Here is a 22,671-nt window from a genome sequence, read left to right on the forward strand (position 1 = left end):
AATGAAGTGTGTTAGATGTCAAGATCAGCGCGTGATTTGGGGCAAAGACAGATTTAATTATGCAACACCTATTCCATGTCCTGAATGCAACAAAGATGGAAAAGCAGTTCGAGCGGAAACTGCGACCAAGGAAAGGGAGTTAAAACAATGCAATCACCAACAGCCCTGAATAAGCGAGGAAACAAAGTCACAATTGATGGTTACACATTTGATAGCCAGAAGGAAGCTAACTTTTATACAAAGTTTGTCAAAAATTGTGGGTTACCTTTTGAAGTTCATCCGCGTTTTAGACTAACCGAACTTACACCAACTGCGGATGGTATAGGCAAAATTTCGGCGATAGCTTATTCACCTGACTTCATCATAAAAAACTTAGATGGGAGTTGGAGACATGTCATTGATATTAAAAACTCTTTTGGCGTGTATGGTATTGACCAATCCGTTAAGCTTCGTTTTCGTCTATTTGCCCTTCGATATGGTCATCCAGTTGAAGCGATTGTTGTTCGTGCTAGAGATTTTAAAGTGATCACTCAAGGTGTAACTAAGCCTTTAAACGAAAAAAGACCATTCATAACCGATAATTTCGATTACGAATGGAAAGATGCAACTAATTATTAAACGAAAGTAGGAAAATAAAATGACAAAACAAGTAAATTTCAGACCAGAAGTGAAAAAAGTGACATCTAAATCAAACGGAAATATCGAAGTGCTATTAGTGGTTAGCAACGCTTCATTAAAAGGGAAATATGAAAGTTTAAACGAATTTTTAGGTAAAACAGTATCAACGACCATTGAGCCAGAAACAGTAGAATACAAGGTACCAGTTAACAAGCAGACCAATAAACCGAATGTCGAATATATTGTGAATAACGACGGAACAGTTGAAGTTCTAAAAGAAGAACAAACTTCTTTAGAAATGGGCGATGATGTGCAAGAAGTTGAAGAAGTTGCTGTGCAAGTATCGAAAGAAACCATTGACGAATTCATCAAGAAGGCAACAACAATCGAATGGCCAGAATCAGTAACAATCAACGTTCGTGGCGTGTTGCATCGAATCGATGAAGGGGAAGCCTTAGAAGAAATTGCAGCTGATCATGATGTTTCAGTTGAAAATCTAATCAACCAAGTTGAACTTGCACGCCAACATTTTGCACCGTTTGCAGATTCTTGGAGCAAAAATAAAGAGAACATCATTTTCCCTGAAAAGACAGTTGAAGATGATGAAGAAGAAATCGAATAATAATCTCGTAGAAAGTGAGTGTTCATTTTGCTTGAGATTTATTATACGCCAACATCCGCAATTATTGCGGATGCACTGGCTAAAACATATGAAGTCGTTTCTTTAGAAACAGCTAGAAATATTGCCAAGAAATTTAAGGCTAGCTTGAAGCAGAAAACGGATCTTTATGTAATTGAGGGAATTTTGATTGATGCTGGTTATAAAAAAGAGCCAGTGAATTTATAGAAGGGAGTGGAGGTTTGCGGCCGCGATTAAAAAGCTTTTTACTCCGTTGAGATTATGAATATTTACCAAAAGAAAATGGGTAAAGTTATGAAAGTCCTTTGCGGTAAAAGAAGTGAAAACATTGGGTAAATAAAAAGTGAAGAAGAGTAGCTTTTTACTACTCTTCTTCGCTAGAAAAAATTTTTGAACAGAATAAAAAGCCAAGGTCAGTTACATGTATGGAGCCACGAATACTTATAATGCTAAACCCTGTATCTTTAAAAAAAGAACTGTTTGCAAAAAAACTATTAAGATTATATTTCAAAGTTTTAAAATAAGTTGAATTTTCAAAATCATCATAAATTTTTGTATGTTTTTTTTGTGTTAATTCAATAGAAGGTCTTATATCAATTAATCCATAAGAGCGTAAAGTTTGTAAAGAGGGACTTAAATCAGAAAAATTATTTTCAACAATTCCTTTCTGAGTAAGGATTAAATTTTCTATATAATCTATACCGTTACCATTAGGAGCCTGTACTCTAACCTTTATAGTTGGGGTAATACTAAGTTTATACAATTTTTTTAATAGATTTGCATCTATAGTCGTTAGTTCAGATAAAATAATTGAAAACCTTGGCGAAGAATCTTGATTTTTTCTGTTATCAACTAATCCAGCAAGTAAATTAGAAAAGTATTCACGCATATCTTCATCTTCTAACTGATATCTAGCGTCTTCCATTGTTTTTAAAGCAAACCCTAATTTCGAATCATCTCTGTTATCTACAGGGATACTATCGGTTTTAGAATTAATCTTTTCTACAAAATCAATATAAGATTTTTCACTAACAACATTTAGTTTTCTAAGAGGACCTACAACATAATTTACAATCCCGCCAAGGCCTTCTCCAATTGATTTTGTAGCAGGTCCAAAGAGATTAGTTATCAATTCCTTTGGTAATAGTTCAATGTTAATTAAAGATTTTTTATCGTCAGACATTAAAACATCTCCTTTTTCAAAATATTATACCAATAAAGAAAGGAATTTTCTATGCAACTTAGACCATATCAAGAAGAATCTCGTTCCGCTGTTCAAAATGAATGGGAGAATAAGAAAAAGAAAACATCATTAGTTTTGCCTGCAGGATGAATCTGAATGAAAATATATTGATATGAAAGTTCAAAAAATACTGGGTGTTGGACAGAAGGCCTAGATCACTCAAATAAAAAATTTGAAAAGGAAAAAGGCTACTTGATGGTTGACGATCCTGAGGAAGATGAAACAGTAAAACTAGTCACAATTGAGGTGATAAACGTTTTAAAATCCTTAAGAATGACCGTAACTATCAAAAAGGCGATATCTTACGCTTAAACGAATATCAAGACGGACAGTATACAGGTGATGTTCATGTCTCAGAAATAACATACATTACAGATTATACTCAACAAGATGGTTATCTAGTGTTAGGAATTAAGTGAGGAGGATTAATAAATGGAACAATTCTTATTAACAAAAACTGGTAAAAAACAAATTGATATAAAGGGTACGGGAATGGATCATAACGAAATTGTCTTTACGTTAGCTGCTACTTTAGTTGGATATAGCAAAGAATTAGGCCTAACAAAAGCAATACTAAACGAAAGTATGTACGTGCTGTGGAAAGATGGTGAATAAATGAAACGTAACTGTAAAAGTGTAATAAATAAAGTTAGTGGCATTGCAATAATGATTCTTGTAGCAAAAGCAACCGTGAGCCATTTCGTGTATGGAAATGACATAACAAGCAGTGACCTTGTTTATTTCCTTTCATGCTCGTTTATTTTGGGATTAGGGCTATATTTAGGAGGTTCCAGTGTATGAGTTATCCAGAAGTTTATATCATAGGAAGGCAAGTCGATGGCGTTTATGTTGAATACTTACATGGAGCAGAGCAAGCCGATTTATTTTTCGATTATACGATAGCTCGTGATGAAAGAAATCATATGAATAAAACCAATATGAAAGATGGTACTTGGAAAATTTTGAAATATGGTAGACCGATAACGGTCGAATTAAACAATAAAAAAGCCAACCGACCAATGGTTGACTAAGAAGAATATTTTACCAGAAAAGTGGTAGCTTGTGATATGTGAGGTTACTTTGCCCCAAACATTGGTCACAATAAAAATATTTTATCATGAGTAAAGAAAGCTGCCAACAAAAAAAGCCGGATTTCTCCGACTGTGGATAATGTGTGGATAACCTTGTGGAAAAGTCGTTATCATTATACCACAAATCACAAACGGGGGAATCAAAGGATGGTACTTTTTGACGTAAAGAAATATGAAACACCGGATGCAAAGGACGTAGATATGGAGCAAACTAAACATAACGTCAGTGTGTTCCTGTCTGCCTATCTTGCTGCTAGATGTCGTGTTGGCCAGCCGAGGGAACCAAAAGTAACAGCTTCATTCTCTTTGGTTCCACCATCCACGGCCAAAAACACTTTTGAAGCCGAGCAAATGTTAATCCAGAAAGAAGAAGCCCAAGAAGAGTTTGATTATTTGCATAAGCTTTTTGTTAGAGGTTATTCTGCGATTCAGCATCCGCACAAACCAGATGTTACCGAGCGAAGAAAAAGAATCTTCTATGATCGATATATCAACGGTAATCCAATCTATCTAGCAGCGCAACGAAACTGCATCAGCGAAGAATCAGTGAAACAAGAATCTAACATGATTATTGTTCAATTTGCTTCAGCGCTGGAACTGGTTGCTTTTAAGTAGCCATTTATTACACTTTTTATACCTCTTTTATACACTTTATCTACACTTCATATACCTTCTAAACGAGTTATTATGATAGTGTCAAAAAAATAAGAAATGCGACACACTTACACAAAATTTAAACGGAACGATTGCCTACTTATTTTTTTGATTTGAGATTACAAGGAAGTAAAAAAATTCTACTTTCTTCGTTTAGTCACTTGTGATCTCATTTAAATTCTCTCGCAAACCACCAATTATAAAACTAAAGAAGTGAGGTGAATTTCCTCTCTCTTTTTTCTACAGGTTTGCGAGAGTTAATGGAGCATAGCTTAATCGGCAGAGCAGCGGTCTCCAAAACCGTTGGTATAGGTTCGAGTCCTATTGTTCCAGTAAGTGGCATAAGCTGCTTAAATAAAATAGATCGTCAATAAATGTTCGGACAAACAAATTGGCGCTACTACCTTTCACTAGGGCTGCATTTATATGCAGTCCTTTTTGTTTTAAGTGTAGTAGATTTTTCATTTTGAAAGGGGATAAGTAAGACAATGCGTGTATTAATTAGAAGTTCAGCATCTGGTTCAGAGTATTGGGATACCGAAGAAAAAAGAAATGTGTTTGTACCTAAAGGTCAAGAACCTGATTTTGAAGTTACTGAAAATCCTGAATCAATGCTAAGTAAAGAAGCTGATTTACATGTTGGTGGATTACCAATTACTGTAGGGAATGTAACGATTGATACTGATGGAATTAAAGGCGAACGATTATTAACAACTGCAAGTGCTGCTGATGATGAAGAACAAGATGAGCTTGTTCCGTCTGATGATGAATCTGTTGTATTAGAAGAAATGAATGTAAAAGAATTGCGTGAATATGCAAAACGAAAAGGTATTGAGATTCCAAGTGCTGTACGTGCAAAAGGTGAAATTCTCAATATTATTAAAGAATCTGAATAATGCGCTATTGCCAGTTTGAAGGTTGCTCTAATACAACAGAAAAAGGAGCTTATTGTTCCGAACATGCTAGGAAGTCAAGAAAAAAGAAAAAGCCAATCAATGTTTATCATCATGATAACAAATCATTTTATCGAACAAAAGAATGGCAAGATGTCGCTGACTTTGTCTATGAAAGAGAAGGTGGTTGCTGTCAAAGATGTGGCCGTTTTGTATTTGGAAGGCAAGCGCATCGGCATCATGTGATTCCAATCAAGAAGAACGAAATGCTCAAACTTGATCCAAACAATATTCGTTTGTTGTGTCCGAAGTGTCATGTGATTGAAGAAAATGAAGCAGATGAGAAAAAAGTTTTTCCATCTTATTTTAAAAAATGAAGCCCCCCTATCAAATCTGATTCAAATTTTTTGTCGGGGGATAGGGTAGGGGGCAGTCACGCGTGTCGTTAGGTCAAAAATTTTAAAAATAAAAGGGGGGTGTATAAAAAATGACCACAAAAGCGCAACGCAAAGCGATTATTGATGAAAAAGTTAATCACGAAAAAACGCGAATTTTAGAAATTATGCGCAAGTCTGATTTATACACTATTACTCTTGATCCATTGATTGAATCATACTTGGATATTTTTGAAGTTTACCAATACAAATACATGCTGTGGAAAGAAAAAGGATTTCCCGAAACCCAAAAAACAACAAACAAGGCTGGAGCTACTAACAATAGCAAGCATCCACTAGCGCAACAAGTCGAAGTTTGGGCCGATAAAAAAATGAAAGCATTGGATTTATTAGGATTGACCAATAAGTCAAAAACAGGCAGACAAATTACTGGTGGTTCAACAGCTAGAGCAGATGAAGAAATGAAACGGCCAGAAGAAAAGCCTGTAAATGAATTGGCAGAACATCGGAAAAAATGGCGTAAAAAGGCAGGGAATGAAACATGATTGAACCTGGTGTAAATTATGCTGATTTATTTGCGAAAGAAGTTCGAAAACATCCTAAGAAATATCCGAAAACGGTTCGTTTAGCAATAGATCGTTGGTATCGATGGAAGAAACGAAAAGATATTTGGTTTGATGTTGATCGTGCAAATGAAATGATGGACTGGGTAGAATCTTTTATTGTTCATACAAAAGGCGATATGGTAGGTAAACCATTTCTTTTAGAGCCATGGGAAAAATTCATTTATTCTTGGATTTATGGCTGGGTAAAAGAAAATGAAAAAGGGCAAGTAGTCCGTGTTACTCGTGAGGCATACGTACAAATACCAAAGAAAAATGGGAAAACATTAATAGCCGTAGGGGCGTTGGGATATGCTATGTATGGCGAAGGTGCCTTATCTGTCGATTGCTATGCATGTGCTTCTGATTTTGCGCAAGCCCAGTATGCTGCTAAGCCTTTTGCCGCTACTATCCTAAATAATCCAGTGCTATTAGATGGGACTAAAATATTTAAAGGTCCAAAAGGCACCGTTTCAAGTATTACGTATGACTATTTACATGGAGATATGGCTTATACAAATAAGTTTATTGTTCAGACAAAAAACATTGATAACATAGAAGGTTCCAATCCATATTTTGTTTTAAATGATGAGCTGCATAAACAAGAGAAAATGGAACAGTACGATAACTTTAAATCTGCACAAATTTCATTGCCACAGCCGTTAATGTTTAATATTTCTACAGCTGGTAAAGGAAGTAGTTCGGTTGGTATTCGTGTTTATAAAGAAGCAAAAGAAGTCTTGAAGCGCGATGATAATGATTCAAACTTTGTTTTGATTTATGAACCAAATAAGGGATACGATTGGACAGATAGAAAAGTTTGGGAAATGTGCAATCCTAACTGGGGAATATCTGTTGATTTGTCTGCTTTAGAATCAGCCTTTAAAACTGCGCAACGTTCCGCTCACTCGAAAGCTGAATTTTTAACGAAGCATTTAGATGTGTTTGTGAATGGTGCAGATAATTTCTTTGAACAAGATCAAGTGGAACCGTGTTTGGTTCCCACAAATGAATTAGGTAACTTAAGTGGTGAGCCATGTTGGATTGGTTTGGACTTATCTAAAAGTCGAGATTTAACTTGTGTATCATTAAATTTTCCTACATGGGATGCCGAAGGAAAAGCGATACTCAAAGTAAAACAATTATATTTTATTCCTAGTGAAAATATTGATTTTCGAGAAAAGGAAGATAATGTGCCATATTCTGAATTAGCAGAACAAGGATTTGTTGAATTTTGCGATGGTAAGTTAATTGATCAAGAACAAATATTTCATTTTATTGAAGATTGCATGGATTTTTATGATGTTCAACAAGTCAATTATGATCCAGCGATGAGTGACCGATTAGTTGAAAAATTGGAAAATTTAGGCTTGGAATGTGTGCAAGTTGATCAGTACGCAAGAGTATTGAACTCGCCGCTTGAAGATGCCGAGCGATTATTTTATGAGCAAAGGATTATGTTTGATAATCCTTTATTTTTGTATTGCGCTTTAAATGTGGTTGTCAAAATGGATTTTCAAGGCCGTAAAGTACCAAGTAAAAACCAGTCAAAGAGAAAGATTGATGGATTTGTTGCTTTCCTTTGTGCGCATAAGGAAACAATGGATCAAATGATTGATGTCAACGAAGATGATATGGATGAATATTTAGATTCTATCTATCGATAATAGAGAGGCGGTGAGATTTTGAAGCTAAGAGATAGACTTTCAAATGCAGTCTATGGATTTTTGGAAAAGCGTGGCTGGATTGAAGATATTTATGGCAATGTAACAAGATATTCACAACGTTTTGTTAACGATTCTTCTATTATGGAATCGTCTGATGTTTATGAATTGGTACAAGATATTTCTAATCAAGTTGCACTAGCAGAACCAGTAGTAATTGGGCCTGATGGCGAGGAAGTGAAAAATCATTTCTTGTTAAACATATTGAAAAATCCTAATGATTATTTAACTGGTTTTGAATTTGCAAAGCTTGAAACAAATACATTGTTAATCAATGGAGAAGCTTTTCCTATTACAGATAATGACCAGTTACATTTGGGATATGGTGTTCAAACGAAATTAGATGATCGTTTGATTGAAAGATTTTCAATGAATGGCCAACCAATACCAGGGAGTATGATTCGTCATATAAAAAATATTGGTGTGGATTCCTTAAAAGGTGCTGGAATTATTGATCTTGCAAAAAGCACACTAGAAGGTGTTTTAAGTGCTGAAAAGGTTTTGACAGAAAAATATAAGAAAGGCGGCTTGCTCGCTTTCTTGTTAAAGCTGGATGCGCATATCAATCCAAATAACAGCGCTCAACAAAAGATAGTAAAAGCTATTTTAAATCAGTTGGAAGAAACGCAAGATAATGATAGTCATTCAGTTAAAATGATTCCTTTGGGCAAAGGATACTCAATTGATACTTTAAAAAGCCCAATTGATGATGCAGCTATTCTTAATTATTTGGGTGTTTACAAAAAAGACCTAGGAAAATTTTTAGGAATAGATGTAAATACTTATCAAGCATTAATGAGAACAGATATTGAAAAAGCAATGATGTATCTGCACAACAAAGCAATTAAACCAATATTAAAAAATAAGAGCGAGCATTACTCGGCTCTTTTTTTTATGCCTAATTCTGGTTATCGAGTGGAATGGAAAATTAATATTTTGGACTTTGTACCTTATTCCACCAAAACAAATATTGGGTACAACATTGTTCGAACTGGTATTACCAGTCCTGATAATGTGGCAGAAATGCTTGGTTTTCCTAGACAAAATACTGAAGCAACACAAGCCGTCTATATTTCAAATGATTTAACGGAAATCGGCAAAAAGAATGCTACCGATAACTCATTGACAACAGAGGATGACTTGAAGGGAGGTGGTAAGAATGAAGAAACAGGAAATTCGGACATTTGACATCACAAACCTTAAAACAAGAAGCGAAGAAGATAGTCAAACACAGATTGTTACTGGTTATGCGGCGGTGTTTAATAGTCCAACAGAATTATGGGAAGGCCTAAATGAAGTGATTAAGCCTGGAGCTTTCAGTCGTGCTTTGTCAAATTCTGATGTTCGTTGTTTATTCGATCATGACTGGGGCAAAGTATTAGGGCGCACAAGAAGTGGAACTTTGAAACTTGAAGAAGATGATAAGGGACTACGATTTGAAGTTGAGTTGCCCAATACAACTGTTGCCAATGACTTGATTCAATCAATGTCACGTGGGGACATTAATCAGTGTAGCTTTGGTTTTTATCCAACGGAAGAAACTTGGGATTATAGTTCAGACCCAGTTTTAAGAACTATCCATGAAGTCGAATTGTATGAAGTTTCTATTGTTTCTTTACCTGCTTATGAAGATACAGAAGCAGCACTATCAAGAAACAAACAAGAAATGAAGCAAGATATTAAAACTAGAAAAAAATTAATTGAAAAAATCAAAACAGCGCTTGAAGCGTAGGAGGAATTTATTATGAACAAAGAATTATTGCGTCAATTACAAGCTCGTCACGAGAAACGATTAAGTGATTTACAAGGCAAAATTGAATCTGGAGAAGTGCGTGAAGCAGATTTAGATTCAGTTAATGAAGAAATTGATGGTTTAATCGATGAATTAAAAGCCATTAAAGCTGAATTAGGGGATGATAATTCAGAATCTGGTGATGGTGAAGGCGATGACGGGACCGCTAAATCTGATAATACTGATGATGAAAGTAAAGAAGATCGTGAGAAAGATACGAACGGAAACAACGATGATAAAAACGAAGAAAATCGTGGCGGCATGATTAGCCAAGAACAGCGTGATGGTTTGTTACGCACAATTCATGAAGGAATGGAGGCTAGAAATGTGATGTCTAATGAACAACGTGAAAAACAAATTCGTAAAGCATTTGCTGATTTTGTTATTGGTAATATTTCAGAAAGTGAAGCACGTGCATTAGGTATTGAAACAGGCAATGGTTCAGTGACAGTACCAGAAGTGATTGCATCCGAAGTGATTTCTTATGCTCAAGAAGAAAACCTATTGCGTAAATACGGAACTGTGATTCGCACGGCTGGCGATGTGAAGTATCCAATTCTTGTGAAAAAAGCAGAGGCTAATGTAAACAAAAAAGAACGTACGACAGATATTACTGAAACAGCGATTCAATTTGATGAAATTCTACTTGATCCAGCAGAATTTGATGCATTAGCAACTGTAACGAAAAAACTATTAAAAATGTCTGGTGTGCCAGTAGAAGATATTGTTGTAGAAGAATTGAAAAAAGCATATGTTCGCAAAGAAATTAATTATATGTTTAATGGCGACGATGCAGGAAATGAAAACCCAGGAGCTTTAGCTAAAAAAGCTGTTGCATTTGAAAAACCTGTAGATTTAACAGCTGCAGGTGCTGGTCAAAAATTATATGATGCATTGATTGAATTTAAAAATACACCAGTAACAGAAGTAATGAAAAAAGGTCGTTTTATTATTAATCGTGCAGCTTTAACTGCTATTGAAAAAATGAAAACAGATGATGGATTCCCATTGTTACGACCATTCACGCAAGCAGAAGGTGGTATTGGTTATCAATTAGTTGGTTATCCAGTTGATTGGACCGATGCAGCAGATAAAAAAGGTGAACCAGATACACCAGTATTATATTTTGGTGATTTTTCTGCTTTCAAAATTCAAGAAGTTATTGGAGCGTTAGAAATTCAAAAATTGGTTGAAAAATTCTCTGGAAAAAATCAAGTTGGTTTCCAAATTTACAACTTGTTAGATGGCCAATTAGTTTACTCACCATTCGAGCCGGCTGTTTATCGTTATGAAATTACAAAACCAGTAGGTGGTTAATGTGAATAACGAAGCTGAAACATTATCTTTAGAAGAAAAATTCAAAGCACATATTCATTTTGAAGAGGGGATGGATGATTCCATGCTCTCTTTTTATTTAAATATGGCAAAAAATTATGTAAAAACTGCAACTGGAGGGCAAGAAGAATATTTAATTTTGATGGTTGCTGGTATTGCTTATGAATATCGTGTTTCAGAAGATGAATTAGATAAGGCGTTGAATGCGATCACGCCATTTATCATCCAAGGAGTGATTCAACATGCCGAAGAGGCAGACGAATAGGTTTCGATGGAAAGCGGACTTGCTAAATGTAAAAGAAGAAACAGATTCGAACGATAAAGTAGTTACGACCTATAAACTTAATAGGCTTTTATGGTACGAAGATATTGGAGTAACTGCACAAGAAAAATATCTTTCACAGCAAGCCAAAACAGACGTTGTCAGACGGATTAAAGTGAGATTGGATAAATCTATCACAGAAAAGTTTAGCGCTGTTAGAATCGATTCTGTGACCTATAAAATCACTCGTATTTACACAAATATGGATAAACGAGAAATGGAGTTGAGTTTGGCTTATGTCGATTAGTTTTGAAAAATTGAGAATAACTCTGAAATCAGTAGGCGTACCTGTGACACGTGATAAAGCGGAAAAAGGAACGGACTATCCATATATTGTTTATTCAAATGTTAGTCAAGGTAAAAAAATGGCATCGTCTAAAGTGCATAGACGAATGCCCTACTATCAAATCTCTTTTTATACAACAGGTACTGAAAAGGATTTAATTGCTTTAGAAAATGCATTGGAGGAAGCTGGTATTCCTTACACTGATTTTGTAGGCATTCAAGGCGATGAAAATGATGATACTGTGACAAATTTTTACACATATGTGAGGTGTATTGAAGATGGAAAATAATAATGGTTTTGCAGATATGGCAGACTATTTAGGAAAGCTTTCGCAAGTAGATGCGACAAAATTATCAATAGAATCATTAACCGCTGCAGCTAATTTTTATATGGAAAAATTACTACCCAATATACCTAAATCGCTTCTAAAAAAGAAGCACATGGTTGATCAAGTGAAAGTAAATATTAAAGATAATGAAGTACAAGTAGCTTTTGAAGATACAGCTTTTTATTGGCGATTCGCTGAAAATGGAACAGTAAATCAAAAAGCGCAACATTTTGCCAGTGGAACATTTGAACAAAATAAAGATCAAATTGAAAAAATTATGACTCAACAAATATTAGATTTATGGAAAGGATGAGTAAATTGGGAAAACAAGATGTGTATTATTTTGAAGGCTTAGATGACATCTTAATTGCCATGATGACCACAAAAGATGCAGTAGGTACAGAACCAGCATTTGGCGAGGTTGTTCGTTTGCCAATAGCCACAAAATTGGGAATTAAAGGAAATGGAACAGCTTTAGAAAAATGGGCATCAAGTAAAATGTTCCGACGCGTAAGTCGTGAAACGAAACATGAAATTGCGCTAGATCATGTGGGCATTCCTATTGCGGTGATGGATGAAATAAAAGGATTAATCGCTCAAAGTGGAGTGACTTTTGGTAAAAACACTGCGCGAGAATTTCCTTATTTTGCCTTTGGGTTTATCGGAAATATTGAAAATGGTGGAAAAAAAGCTGTTTGGTATCCTAAAACGCAGTTATCAAATGTTATTGATGAAGAATACACTACTGCAGAAGATGAAACCAAAATTGATGATGTAACTGCTAACTTTGTTTCAACTGGTTTAACATACAATAATGTTATGTATTCAAGTTTTGATTCTAATCGGGATAGTGCTTCAATAGAACTATTTGAAAAATTTATCGCACAACCTGTTTATGACGAAGAACAATGGAAGAAACTAGCAGGTCCTTCACGTGGAGGTGGCAGTGAATAATGGCAAAATTAGCGGATTATGGGATTGTTATTTCAGATACACCCACAGTTACTATTCAAGGGCATCAGTTTCCCATTTTGTTAACGATGGAAACAATGGAGTATATTGCTGATGTTTATGATGATGACTATTCAAAATTTGAAGCAGATATGAATGAAATGATTAACAAGAGTGGTGGTCGTATTTCATCAAAAGATTTATCAGCTTCTGATTTAAAAATTATGCGTGCATTGATTTACGGCATGCTAAGAACTGGTGGATTGGAAGAAACGCCAGAAACCATTTTTAAGTTTTTAGGTATGAGTGCCACAATTGTTGAAATTTATGGTGCATGTATGGAAATATTTGCAAAGCAGAATTTTCAAGTTGAAGACTTAAAAAAATCCAAGAAGCCACAAGATTATCAAACTCCGAAAAAAAGGAAAAACAAAAAGAAAAAGCCTCAACGGAAATAGGAACGCCGTGGGCTTTTTATTTATATGTAGCTCTCACTCTTTTGGGATGGAGTGAGGACTTTTTTTTAAAAGCAACTCCCAACTTGTGGCTTAAGTCATATATTCAGTGGTTAGTAAGTAATACGGAGTTTGAACCACCCAGAAGTGTGACAATGGATAAAAGTCCTTGGTGGTAGGAAAGGAGCGCTAACGTGTCAAAACAAGAATCCGATGTTGTCTTAAATTTTAAGATGAATGGAGAAATAAACTATTCACGAACAATTAAAGACATTAATAAAGAAATGAACTTAGCGGCTACCGAGTACAAAAACCAGGTATCCGCAATGGATAAAAATGCAACTCAAACTGAAAAATTAACAGCTACAAAGAAAAAATTAGAAAAACAATTATCTTTAGCTGAACAAAGAACAAAATTATTACGTGAGGAATACGAAAAATCAGTAAAAGAAACTGGTGAATATTCAGAGCAATCACAAAAGCTGTATAAGCGTTTATTGGAATCCGAAACAGGTGAAAATAAACTGCGTTCTGCATTGCAAAGTACCAATGAAGCTTTGAAAGAGCAAGGTAATTTATCAATAAAAACAGCTGAAAAACTAGCCAAAATTGAAAAAGCTGGAGACAAAATTAAATCAGTTGGGCAAAAACTGTCTGTTGGATTAACAGCACCAATTATGGGAATTGGTGCTGCTTCTATTGCCGCATTCAAAGAATTAGATGAATGTTTGGATAATATAACAACAGCAACAGGGGCTACTGGTAGTCAGCTAGAATCTTTACAAGCCAGTTTTAAAACAGTAGCAGGTCAAATACCCGCGGATATGCAAGATATATCAACTGGTATTGGTGAAGTAAATACTCAATTTGGCTTAATGGATAAGCAATTGGAAGATACAACAGGCCGAATGCTTAAATTTTCAGAAATTAATGGCTCAGATGTTTCTCAATCAACTATTAATGCAAAAAAATCAATGGACCTTTTTAGGTTGTCTATTGAGGATTTGCCAATGATTTTAGATTCAGTATCTAAAACTAGCCAAGATACTGGAGTAGGGGTAGATCAGTTATTTGATGCCGTAAATAGAGGTGCGCCCCAACTCAAAGCTATGGGACTTGGTTTTTCTGAATCAACTACGTTAATAGGTCAAATGGAAAAAGCTGGTATTGATTCAGCAGGAACTCTTGGCTATTTGGCAAAAGCTAGTGTCGTATATGCGAAAGATAATAAAACCATGCAAGAAGGGCTTAGCGGAACTATTGAATCTATTAAAGGGGCCACAACTGAACAAGAAAAACTCACTATTGCTAGTGAAGTTTTTGGAACTAAAGCTGCTTCAAAAATGGTAGAAGCTATTGATAGCGGAGCGTTGTCAATGGATGGTTTAGCAGATTCAGCAAAAAACGCAGCTGGCACTGTGGATCAGACGTTTAGTGATATTCTTGATCCAATTGACCAAGCAAAGTTGGCACAAAATCAATTTAAAATAGCAATGGGTGAACTTGGAGAACAAGTACAAATAGCATTATTACCAGCATTTCAAGCTGCAACGGATGCAATAAAAAAAGTTTCAGAATGGTTTGGAAGTTTAACAGATAGTCAAAAGCAAACCATACTGAAAATAGCTGGTGTTGTGGCTGCTATCGGTCCAGTATTAGTAGTTTTAGGAACACTTGCTAGTTCCATTAGTAGTTTGATTCCAGTTATTGCTTTTATTGCGTCGCCAATTGGTTTAGTAATTGCGGCGGTTGCCGCTTGGGTAGCTGCAATCGTAGTTGCATATAATAAAATCGGTTGGTTTAGGGATTTTATCAATACCTCCTTTAAAGTAATTAAAGATATTGTGGTTGGTGTATTTAATGTTTTGAAAGATACGACAAAATCTACTTTTGATTTCATCACAGGATTTATTGGTGGTGCCATGGATGGGGCTGCAAAAATTATTGGCGATTATGTAAATGAAATTAAGCGTATTTTTGGCGGTATCGTTGATTTTGTAACGGGAGTATTTACTGGAGACTGGTCAAGAGCGTGGCAAGGTGTTGTTGACATTTTTGGTGGTATTTTTGAAGGCATCGCTGCAGTAGCTAAAGCTCCAATCAATGCCATGATTACGTTAATCAATGGATTTATTGGTGGATTAAACAATATAAAAATACCTAAATGGGTGCCAGGAATTGGCGGTAAAGGATTTCATATTGGAAAAATCCCTTATTTAGCAGAAGGTGGAACTATTCTAAATGGCCAAGCCATTGTTGGTGAAGCTGGTCCTGAACTATTAACCGCTAAAAACGGCAAGACAACAGTAACTCCATTGTCACCAGAAGAAAAAGCTCGTGGAATTGGTGGTGCTTTGAAAGGTGGCAACACTATTGAGCAACATGTTCATATTGGCCAAGTAGATGCAAATAATCCGAGTGAGTTAGATCGAATGAATCGCAAGCTTTATAAAGCAAGTGCGCAAGCTTTCTATGACTTAGGAGGTGTTCCAACGTGATTTTTATGAATCCTGATGAACCAAATTTCATTTGGAAAGATTTGAATGCAGTTCGTGATATGGGGTGCATTATCGAAAATGAGCTGTCAGAGGTTTTACCAAATAAACGATATGAAACGTATTCGATTATCGGAAGAAGTGGTGAATTTAATGAAACGTTCAATGATTATGAACCCTTTGATTATGAAATTGAAGATGTAACTATTCCATATGAAAATTTAGCGGCAGTCAAAAGATGGTTAACTGGTAAAAGTAAACTTATTACTCACAATGATGAAGATAAATATTTAGATGCTATTTGTACAATGAGTAAACCAACTTCATTCAAAAATGAATGGGGTGTTTTTTATACCTTTAACGTTGAATTTAGATGTCAACCGTTCAAAAGAAAAGTAAACGAACAACCAAAAGTGATTAAAACAAAATCAATTGAAATTACTGATCACGGTGATGAAATTGCTTTTCCTTATATCGAAATTAATTCAAAAGGTGGCGATATTACGTTAAACATTGGTAGTAACTCACTAACGATTTTGCGTACACAATCAGGAATCGTCACTATTGATACCGAAAAGGGAAAAGCAATACAAGAAGGAAATCCACTATTTACACGCGGCAGTTGGATAAAAACGAATCCCGGTCAAAATAAATTAAATATATCAGGAAATTTTATAGAAGCTAAGTTTTGGAATAGGAGCGCGTATTTATGACACAAAATTTTATTTATGCCTATACTGCTATTCCTGAAAATTTAAACGATAACGGAATGGCTTTGCCAGATTGGCAAGATTTACCAGAAATTAACCGTGTGTTAAATGGTGTGTATCGATTCTATGGTAACTATGCAAGAGATGGCCAGTATCGCTCATACTTAAAAAAAGGAAACTTTCTAAAGGCACAAGTTGAAGATGGATCATATCAATATTTTGAGATTTACAATATTAAAAAAAATCTGCAGTCAGTTTCAGTGACAGCGAGACACATTGGTTTTATGGCAAATAAGAATTTCATTATTGATTCGTTCACTGCTAACGGAAATGGCACGCAAATTATGAATAATTTAAAGGCTGCATTAACGTTTAAGCAACGGTTTAACTATTTGTCGAATGTCGGTACTACACATCAATTTACAGCAAAACAAGTAGGTCCAATCGATGCAATTATTGGTTCTAACAATGGCAATCAAAATTTAACAGGTGTTACTGGTGGAGAATTAGAGATGGATAACTTTAATTTGAAATTAGTAAAACAAATTGGAGCAGATAATGGCTTTAGAATTGATTTTGGAATTAATTTGGAAGCTATAGATGAGGACTATGACGACGAATCAATTATAAACAGTCTTTTTCTTATCGGTGGCGTACCAGACAATGATTATGACCAAGATAAAGAGCCAATCACGTATGGCTTTTTAGAAATTGCTGGTGTAAATGATAGTAACAGAAGAATTGGAAAACGTGAAAATTCGGAATGTAAAACAGTTGATGAGCTTAAAAAATGGGGCCAGTCATTGTTTGATAAAGACCGCATTCATGAACCAAAAGTAACGCACACTATTAGCATGGTAGCATTAGAACACACTTTGGAGTATGAAGACATGTACGAAGAGCTTTCTTCTTTGCATTTTGGTGATGTAGTACATGTTAGAGCAAAAGAAGTCGATATTGAAGTAACGGAGCGCATGGTGGAATATACTTGGTTTCCGACTTTAGGCAAATTTAAAAATATTGTTTTGGGGAATGATTTATCACTTTACACCTCAACAGTAAATAATCAAACTCAAGAGCTAAAACAAAAAATTGATAATCGAACAGAAACATTAGTACAAAATGTTTTAAATGCAACGGCATGGATTACTGGAAACAGTGGTGGACATGTCGTTTTTCGTCCAGAAAAGGCCCCGTCTGAAATTCTTATCATGGACAAAAACAAAGTAGCTACCGCAAAACGTGTGTGGCGCTGGAACTTAAATGGTTTGGGTTATTCCTCCAACGGCGTGAATGGTCCGTTCGAACTTGCTATGACTTCTAAGGGAGAAATCGTTGCTGATTTTATTAAAGTGGGCATTATTAACGCGAATGTTTTACAAACAAGCTTTAATAAAGCAACAGACGATGTACTAAAATTAGTAGCTGGTGCTTTGCAAATTTGGAACAATAAGAAAAAAATCATGGAATTGACTAAAAAAGGGATGGAATTTTGGAATGGCTCTAGTCATATTGGGACAATTGGTACGAAAGGAAATCCCTTTCCAGGGGTAGTAGATAAAAATGGAAATCCTGTAGTTTCTGATGGGAATTCATTGCTATTAGTCGCAGATAATCCCAAAAAAATTATTGGTTTGTCTAACCAATCAGGAACAGGACATTTAATTACTGGTCCTACACAGTTTTTTGTTGGAAATAATTTTAACTTTTTTGGTCCGAATGGAAGTAAAGCAATTCTGACAGTTGATCGATTGATTGTGGGCGGCAAAGAAGTTATACCTGGTCAAAATGGTGGTGGCGGTTCTGGAGCTGGAACAGGTGGTTATCCATCAGAAGTTACAAGCGATGCAGATAAATTTGCTTGGGACTTATGGAGTTACCTATTAGCTAACGGATACAGCAAAGCAGCTGCTGCAGGTATCCTTGGAAATGTACAAGGAGAAGTTGGTCCAAGTATGAACCCAGATACCGAACAAATAGGCGGTCCAGCTTACGGATGGGTTCAATGGGACGGTTCAGCATATCCATTGGTAGGCGCACCAACTTGGAATGGCCGAGAATATGTACAACGCTTAATCGCAGCTGCAGGTATCAAACAAGACTATAGGACGTCATTAGCCCAAGCTCAATTAATTAATTGGTGTATGTTCAATGGGCAATGGTTAGGACAAGTAAGTCCATTAACAGTTGATGAATTTAAAGTTGTCAGCTCGCCTAAAACAGCTGCTTATGCGTTTGAATTAAACTTTGAACGTCCAGCTGCAGCACATCCAGAAAGACAAACCTATGCACAAGCATGGTATGACAAATTCAAAGATTTGAAAGCTTCTACTGCAACAGGAAAAGCTGGCATAGAACATTTGGAGACCTTAATGGGCAAATGGCTTGGTAATGGGCAATGTTATGCCGTTCCAGCCGAATATTCTGGTTTTATGGGCGGCTGTGGTTTAGGTGCAGGAACAATTTATGGCTTTTCACATGTAATTGGTGATACATCATCTGCTGCAGATATTGGTGAAGCATATGATTGGAATGCGGTAGGTTGGCGAGTAATCCAAAATCCAACGTATCAAGATTTAGTAGTAGGAGCAATCGTCAATATTAGACGAGGTGGCCAATGGGGAACAGGTTGGACAGTAGACCCAACATATGGTCACACGGGCGTGATTTACGGCTTAAATAACGGACGTATCCAAACGATAGAACAGAATGCCGAGCAAGGACAAATTGTCGCAAAATATGACCGATTATATTTTGCTAATTCTATTCAATCGATTGTTATTCCACCAAAATAACGAGAGGAGGATTTTTCAATGGTTAAATGGCAAGCAACGCTAAGTACAACTGAACCTTACAATTACATTGGGATTCAGAATGTACGACAAGGAAATCGAAACACAGAAGTCTTAGAAGCCATACTAGTTGAAAATGCTTTGCCACTTGATTTAACAGGTTGCGAAGTTTTTTTTGAATCAGTTATTGATAATAAATATCCGATTCAACGAGCAGCAAAAATTGTGAATGCCAAAAAAGGGATTATCCAGTATACCTTTGATGAATATTCTATGCAGTCATTGCATAGACAGGAAGCATACTTCAGTATTCATAAAGGCGACAATCTAATTGGCTCAACGCAGAACTTTTCTTACTTTGTTGTGAATGCTGCTTCTAAAACAGAAGGTGAAATGGGGTCATATTGGCAGTCAATCGAGGATTTGATAGCTGATATGACTGCTTTTATTAATGAAAACAAGGGCGATTTCACAGCGTGGATGAACGCTAGAAAAGAAGAGTTTGAAAAATGGCGTAAAAATCAACAAGATACTTTTGAAGCTTGGCGGAACGGCCAAGAAACAGATTATCTAAAATGGTTCGAATCAATCAAAGATATTTTAAAAACTATTGATCCAGGCGGAACAATGTTAGCCGAGCTAATGGATGCACGTGTAGACATACAAGGAGTACGTCATAATTCACTTTCTGAGCGTTTATTGGCTGATATGAACTATTTGTATCATCGGTTAGAGGAACGGCTATACACCATCAAATACGGTAATGTAAACACGTTAGAAATTTTAGAGGATGATTCATTTTCTAAGAATCATGAAGTTGAAGTATTGGGAACAGTTAATCATCCAATTGAAGAAGGGGCGTTAATTATAGCGACAGTTGATGATTCAAAACAAAATGTTTTTACGATTGAAGGTGTAGACAATGGTTGATGCTAAAAGAATGATGGAAACTGATGAAAATGGGATTAAACGTCAGTTTTTTCCTATGACACACGTATCGGCAATCCTTGGATTAACAGAGATAATGGCTGGTAATTCAAAAGTATCTTCAGTAAATGGACATACAGGCGCAGTCATTATTACGCGTGCAGACCTAGATTTACCTATTGATGGGATTATGATTTCGAAACAGGAGTATGACAAAATGTTAAAAATCATAGCCGATTATGAAGATGGAAAACTAGGTGGTTCTGGTGTTGAGTTTGAAAAAGTAAAAGGAGATGAAGAAATAAATGCCTGATTTATATGTAGTGAAAAAAGACGGCGTAGCTATTGATGTACAAACTAGTACAGCTGGCGTTGTTGGATTAAATGAATTTGTTGATGGAAAAATTAGTGGTGCTGAAGCAGGCACTGTCTCGTCTGTAAATGGTCATACAGGTGAAGTTATTTTAACTGCTTCTGATGTAAAAGCACTGCCAGACACAACTGTTATTCCAACGCTTCCTAGCAATGCCACTTCTGAAAAAGACGGTTTAATGTCTAAAACGGATAAAGCAAAATTGGATGCATTACCAGTTTTTACATTTGAAAAGGTAGGTGAAGCGTAATGGCAGATATCGTTCAGCTAAAAGAAAATGGTGTTGTAAAGTATATGAAAACACATGCAGATGCTATTGACGGCGTGGAAGGAAAATTAGTAAAGGCCGTTGGAAATGAGACTGTTTTAGGGACAAAGAATTTTCAAGATGGGATTCAAATCGGTGGTAAATCTGTATCGGTTAATGCAAAACCGACCTATGAGGTGGTGAAAGACTACTGGGATGGAACTGGAGCTTATTTGACAGAATCTCAATCAGTAACAATTTCAAATAGCAGCAATGTGGATGAAATTGTTTTGATATTCTCGCGTTACAACGATAACGGTGGCGGTATTGTTCACTCAATACCAGTTACTCCGAATATTACGAAATTAAAATACGAATTACCAGCAGTTGCATGGGTAGGTTCTGCTTCAACAGACCCAACAATAGCGTATAAAAAAATATCTATTTCTAAATCTGGTACATCTTTAGTGATTACAGGAGATACTGCAAACACATTAAATGAAGCAAATAAAAAAATTGTTTTTAGAGAAATCGGCGTTATGCGTCGTAAATAGGAGTGGATAATAAAATGAAAAAAATATATAAAGTGCTCTACCCAGTAGGATTTCAAATTTTCGAAGTTCAAGATGATTATGTTGTAGCCTTGCCATTTGTAGAGGAGAAACCACTAGAAAATTTAGTGAATGAACAATCCCAATTCTTTAACTTTTCAGAACAAAAATGGGAAGAAGCAGTGACACAGGATTATACAAAAAAATTGAATTTGTTAGAAAATCTTGCTAATGGCTTAGAAGTTTCAAATAGTGAGTTAAAACAAGCAAATGAAAAGCTAACTGCTAAAGCAGAATCACTTGCACAAATCAATTCTAAGACGATGCTTACTTCTCTTCAAAATACAAGAGAAATTGATGCTATTAAAGAACAAATCGGAGGTGCAAAATAATGTATTCATATGATGACATTAAACTGATGTATGATTGGGGACTATTTACTCCAGAGCAGGTTGCAGAATTTGTGCCTAGTTGTATTACAGAAGATGAATTTACTAAAATGACAGGTGAACCGTTTAGCAAAAGCTAGGCGGTTCTTTTGTTAGAGGGATGGAGACGATAACTTGAAAGATGATCCTTTAATTGAAATCGTCGATCGTTTGGCACGGATTGAAACAAAGTTGGATAATCATGAACAATTAAGAGAGAAAGCAGACATAGCGCTCTCAATGGCCAAAAACAATGAAGGCGATATTGCGGAAATAAAAGAGAATCAAAAGTGGACGTGGCGAACAATTGCAGGAATTGGGGTTTCTGTTGCTGTCTATTTAATCACGAAATACTTAGGAGGAATTTAGAAATGATATTACCAGACAAGTATTACAAAATCATCAAGTGGGGAGTGCTTACTGTGCTTCCTGCAAGTTCTGTTTTGATTGCCACGCTAGGTAAAGCCTACGGTTGGCAACAAACAGATATGGCTGTTTTAACTATCAATGCCATTGCAACTTTTTTAGGAGTAGTAACAGGTGTGTCAGCATATAATTTAAAAGACAAGGAGAAGTAAAAATGAAAAAGAAAATTTTAGTAGGAGCGCTTGTCGCTCTATTTTTTATGCCTTTAAATGTATTTGCTGCAAAAGGTGACCAAGGCGTTGACTGGGCGATTTATCAAGGCGAACAGGGTCGTTTTGGTTATGCACATGATAAATTCGCTATTGCTCAGATTGGTGGCTACAATGCTAGCGGTATTTATGAACAATACACATATAAAACGCAAGTAGCAAGTGCTATTGCCCAAGGTAAACG

General features: G+C 35.8%; 31 protein-coding genes, 1 tRNA gene and 2 pseudogenes. 33 read left to right on the top strand and 1 reads right to left on the bottom strand.

Annotated elements, in window-relative coordinates:
* Window positions 1-147 precede the first annotated feature (147 nt).
* From KQI94_RS07425 to KQI94_RS07435, 3 genes are read left to right on the top strand one after another with little or no spacing between them, the layout of a single operon-like run.
* Window positions 148-618 carry a DUF1064 domain-containing protein gene (locus KQI94_RS07425; protein ID WP_010706850.1) on the top strand — a complete coding sequence of 157 codons (471 nt, stop codon included), beginning with the start codon at window positions 148-150 and terminating at the stop codon, window positions 616-618.
* Between the two features lie 19 nt (window positions 619-637).
* Window positions 638-1,240: a hypothetical protein gene (locus KQI94_RS07430; protein ID WP_010714107.1), complete on the top strand. Its 603-nt coding sequence runs from the start codon at window positions 638-640 to the stop codon at window positions 1,238-1,240.
* Between the two features lie 18 nt (window positions 1,241-1,258).
* Window positions 1,259-1,465 carry a hypothetical protein gene (locus KQI94_RS07435; protein WP_002395701.1) on the top strand — a complete coding sequence of 69 codons (207 nt, stop codon included), beginning with the start codon at window positions 1,259-1,261 and terminating at the stop codon, window positions 1,463-1,465.
* A 157-nt stretch (window positions 1,466-1,622) separates the two neighbouring features.
* On the opposite strand, the gene KQI94_RS07440 is transcribed toward KQI94_RS07435, so the two are convergent.
* Complete coding sequence (locus tag KQI94_RS07440) at window positions 1,623-2,441, bottom strand: DUF4393 domain-containing protein (protein ID WP_010714105.1); 819 nt, start codon at window positions 2,439-2,441, stop codon at window positions 1,623-1,625.
* Between the two features lie 305 nt (window positions 2,442-2,746).
* On the opposite strand from KQI94_RS07440, the pseudogene KQI94_RS07445 reads away from it, so the two are divergent.
* The 30 genes and pseudogenes from KQI94_RS07445 to KQI94_RS07590 form a co-directional block, all read left to right on the top strand.
* Window positions 2,747-2,920 (top strand): annotated as a pseudogene (locus tag KQI94_RS07445) (DUF3850 domain-containing protein); the annotation flags it as partial.
* 13 nt (window positions 2,921-2,933) lie between these two features.
* Window positions 2,934-3,116: a hypothetical protein gene (locus tag KQI94_RS07450; RefSeq protein WP_010714102.1), complete on the top strand. Its 183-nt coding sequence runs from the start codon at window positions 2,934-2,936 to the stop codon at window positions 3,114-3,116.
* A gap of 182 nt (window positions 3,117-3,298) precedes the next feature.
* Window positions 3,299-3,532 (top strand): hypothetical protein, encoded by a 234-nt coding sequence (locus KQI94_RS07455; RefSeq protein WP_010714101.1) that lies wholly within the window; start codon window positions 3,299-3,301, stop codon window positions 3,530-3,532.
* Window positions 3,533-3,739: 207 nt separating this feature from the next.
* Complete coding sequence (locus tag KQI94_RS07460) at window positions 3,740-4,207, top strand: ArpU family phage packaging/lysis transcriptional regulator (protein ID WP_002358088.1); 468 nt, start codon at window positions 3,740-3,742, stop codon at window positions 4,205-4,207.
* Between the two features lie 300 nt (window positions 4,208-4,507).
* Window positions 4,508-4,579: transfer RNA gene (locus KQI94_RS07465), tRNA-Trp, on the top strand.
* Window positions 4,580-4,734: 155 nt separating this feature from the next.
* Window positions 4,735-5,142, top strand: a complete 408-nt coding sequence (locus KQI94_RS07470) for a hypothetical protein (protein WP_010714100.1) — start codon at window positions 4,735-4,737, stop codon at window positions 5,140-5,142.
* The gene (locus KQI94_RS07475; RefSeq protein ID WP_002365108.1) at window positions 5,142-5,516 is read left to right on the top strand and encodes an HNH endonuclease signature motif containing protein; all 375 of its coding nucleotides are present in this window, start codon (window positions 5,142-5,144) and stop codon (window positions 5,514-5,516) included. The genes KQI94_RS07470 and KQI94_RS07475 overlap by 1 nt, the downstream gene beginning before the upstream one ends.
* Before the next feature lie 110 nt (window positions 5,517-5,626).
* Window positions 5,627-6,079, top strand: coding sequence for a P27 family phage terminase small subunit (locus tag KQI94_RS07480; RefSeq protein WP_010714099.1), 453 nt, complete (start codon window positions 5,627-5,629; stop codon window positions 6,077-6,079).
* Window positions 6,076-7,803 carry a terminase TerL endonuclease subunit gene (locus tag KQI94_RS07485; protein WP_010706848.1) on the top strand — a complete coding sequence of 576 codons (1,728 nt, stop codon included), beginning with the start codon at window positions 6,076-6,078 and terminating at the stop codon, window positions 7,801-7,803. Before KQI94_RS07480 ends, KQI94_RS07485 begins: the two co-directional genes overlap by 4 nt.
* 18 nt (window positions 7,804-7,821) lie before the next feature.
* On the top strand, window positions 7,822-9,048 hold the full coding sequence (locus KQI94_RS07490; RefSeq protein ID WP_010714098.1) for a phage portal protein: 1,227 nt from the start codon (window positions 7,822-7,824) through the stop codon (window positions 9,046-9,048).
* Complete coding sequence (locus KQI94_RS07495) at window positions 9,020-9,592, top strand: HK97 family phage prohead protease (RefSeq protein ID WP_002385658.1); 573 nt, start codon at window positions 9,020-9,022, stop codon at window positions 9,590-9,592. The genes KQI94_RS07490 and KQI94_RS07495 overlap by 29 nt, the downstream gene beginning before the upstream one ends.
* Before the next feature lie 12 nt (window positions 9,593-9,604).
* The gene (locus KQI94_RS07500; protein WP_002415255.1) at window positions 9,605-10,969 is read left to right on the top strand and encodes a phage major capsid protein; all 1,365 of its coding nucleotides are present in this window, start codon (window positions 9,605-9,607) and stop codon (window positions 10,967-10,969) included.
* Entirely contained in the window at window positions 10,962-11,252 is a 291-nt protein-coding gene (locus tag KQI94_RS07505; protein WP_002385660.1) for a head-tail connector protein, read from the top strand. Before KQI94_RS07500 ends, KQI94_RS07505 begins: the two co-directional genes overlap by 8 nt.
* On the top strand, window positions 11,230-11,556 hold the full coding sequence (locus tag KQI94_RS07510) for a phage head closure protein (RefSeq protein WP_002365100.1): 327 nt from the start codon (window positions 11,230-11,232) through the stop codon (window positions 11,554-11,556). Before KQI94_RS07505 ends, KQI94_RS07510 begins: the two co-directional genes overlap by 23 nt.
* Window positions 11,546-11,884 carry a hypothetical protein gene (locus KQI94_RS07515; protein WP_002385661.1) on the top strand — a complete coding sequence of 113 codons (339 nt, stop codon included), beginning with the start codon at window positions 11,546-11,548 and terminating at the stop codon, window positions 11,882-11,884. Before KQI94_RS07510 ends, KQI94_RS07515 begins: the two co-directional genes overlap by 11 nt.
* Window positions 11,874-12,236, top strand: a complete 363-nt coding sequence (locus KQI94_RS07520) for an HK97-gp10 family putative phage morphogenesis protein (protein WP_002385662.1) — start codon at window positions 11,874-11,876, stop codon at window positions 12,234-12,236. Before KQI94_RS07515 ends, KQI94_RS07520 begins: the two co-directional genes overlap by 11 nt.
* A complete protein-coding gene (locus KQI94_RS07525; protein ID WP_002385663.1) occupies window positions 12,233-12,877 on the top strand; it encodes a major tail protein in 645 nt (214 codons plus the stop codon). The genes KQI94_RS07520 and KQI94_RS07525 overlap by 4 nt, the downstream gene beginning before the upstream one ends.
* A complete protein-coding gene (locus tag KQI94_RS07530; protein WP_002380802.1) occupies window positions 12,877-13,332 on the top strand; it encodes a hypothetical protein in 456 nt (151 codons plus the stop codon). The genes KQI94_RS07525 and KQI94_RS07530 overlap by 1 nt, the downstream gene beginning before the upstream one ends.
* 191 nt (window positions 13,333-13,523) lie before the next feature.
* Window positions 13,524-15,827 (top strand): phage tail tape measure protein, encoded by a 2,304-nt coding sequence (locus KQI94_RS07535; protein ID WP_010714097.1) that lies wholly within the window; start codon window positions 13,524-13,526, stop codon window positions 15,825-15,827.
* A 5-nt stretch (window positions 15,828-15,832) separates the two neighbouring features.
* Window positions 15,833-16,537, top strand: a complete 705-nt coding sequence (locus KQI94_RS07540; RefSeq protein ID WP_002415248.1) for a hypothetical protein — start codon at window positions 15,833-15,835, stop codon at window positions 16,535-16,537.
* On the top strand, window positions 16,534-19,329 hold the full coding sequence (locus KQI94_RS07545; RefSeq protein ID WP_010714095.1) for a phage tail tip lysozyme: 2,796 nt from the start codon (window positions 16,534-16,536) through the stop codon (window positions 19,327-19,329). Before KQI94_RS07540 ends, KQI94_RS07545 begins: the two co-directional genes overlap by 4 nt.
* An 18-nt stretch (window positions 19,330-19,347) precedes the next feature.
* Window positions 19,348-20,256 carry a phage baseplate upper protein gene (locus KQI94_RS07550; RefSeq protein ID WP_010714094.1) on the top strand — a complete coding sequence of 303 codons (909 nt, stop codon included), beginning with the start codon at window positions 19,348-19,350 and terminating at the stop codon, window positions 20,254-20,256.
* The gene (locus tag KQI94_RS07555; protein WP_002383821.1) at window positions 20,249-20,566 is read left to right on the top strand and encodes a hypothetical protein; all 318 of its coding nucleotides are present in this window, start codon (window positions 20,249-20,251) and stop codon (window positions 20,564-20,566) included. The genes KQI94_RS07550 and KQI94_RS07555 overlap by 8 nt, the downstream gene beginning before the upstream one ends.
* Window positions 20,559-20,876, top strand: a complete 318-nt coding sequence (locus KQI94_RS07560) for a hypothetical protein (RefSeq protein ID WP_002383822.1) — start codon at window positions 20,559-20,561, stop codon at window positions 20,874-20,876. The genes KQI94_RS07555 and KQI94_RS07560 overlap by 8 nt, the downstream gene beginning before the upstream one ends.
* Window positions 20,876-21,427 carry a hypothetical protein gene (locus KQI94_RS07565; protein WP_010714093.1) on the top strand — a complete coding sequence of 184 codons (552 nt, stop codon included), beginning with the start codon at window positions 20,876-20,878 and terminating at the stop codon, window positions 21,425-21,427. Before KQI94_RS07560 ends, KQI94_RS07565 begins: the two co-directional genes overlap by 1 nt.
* A 14-nt stretch (window positions 21,428-21,441) precedes the next feature.
* Window positions 21,442-21,816 carry a hypothetical protein gene (locus KQI94_RS07570; RefSeq protein ID WP_010714092.1) on the top strand — a complete coding sequence of 125 codons (375 nt, stop codon included), beginning with the start codon at window positions 21,442-21,444 and terminating at the stop codon, window positions 21,814-21,816.
* Complete coding sequence (locus tag KQI94_RS07575) at window positions 21,816-21,953, top strand: XkdX family protein (RefSeq protein WP_002380794.1); 138 nt, start codon at window positions 21,816-21,818, stop codon at window positions 21,951-21,953. Before KQI94_RS07570 ends, KQI94_RS07575 begins: the two co-directional genes overlap by 1 nt.
* Before the next feature lie 34 nt (window positions 21,954-21,987).
* A complete protein-coding gene (locus KQI94_RS07580; RefSeq protein WP_002383824.1) occupies window positions 21,988-22,221 on the top strand; it encodes a hemolysin XhlA family protein in 234 nt (77 codons plus the stop codon).
* A 2-nt stretch (window positions 22,222-22,223) separates the two neighbouring features.
* Window positions 22,224-22,430, top strand: coding sequence for a phage holin (locus KQI94_RS07585; RefSeq protein WP_002367246.1), 207 nt, complete (start codon window positions 22,224-22,226; stop codon window positions 22,428-22,430).
* A 2-nt stretch (window positions 22,431-22,432) separates the two neighbouring features.
* Window positions 22,433-22,671 (top strand): annotated as a pseudogene (locus KQI94_RS07590) (1,4-beta-N-acetylmuramidase); the annotation flags it as partial.

The organism is Enterococcus sp. S183_ASV_20, assembly GCF_018919685.1.
Classification (GTDB): domain Bacteria; phylum Bacillota; class Bacilli; order Lactobacillales; family Enterococcaceae; genus Enterococcus; species Enterococcus faecalis.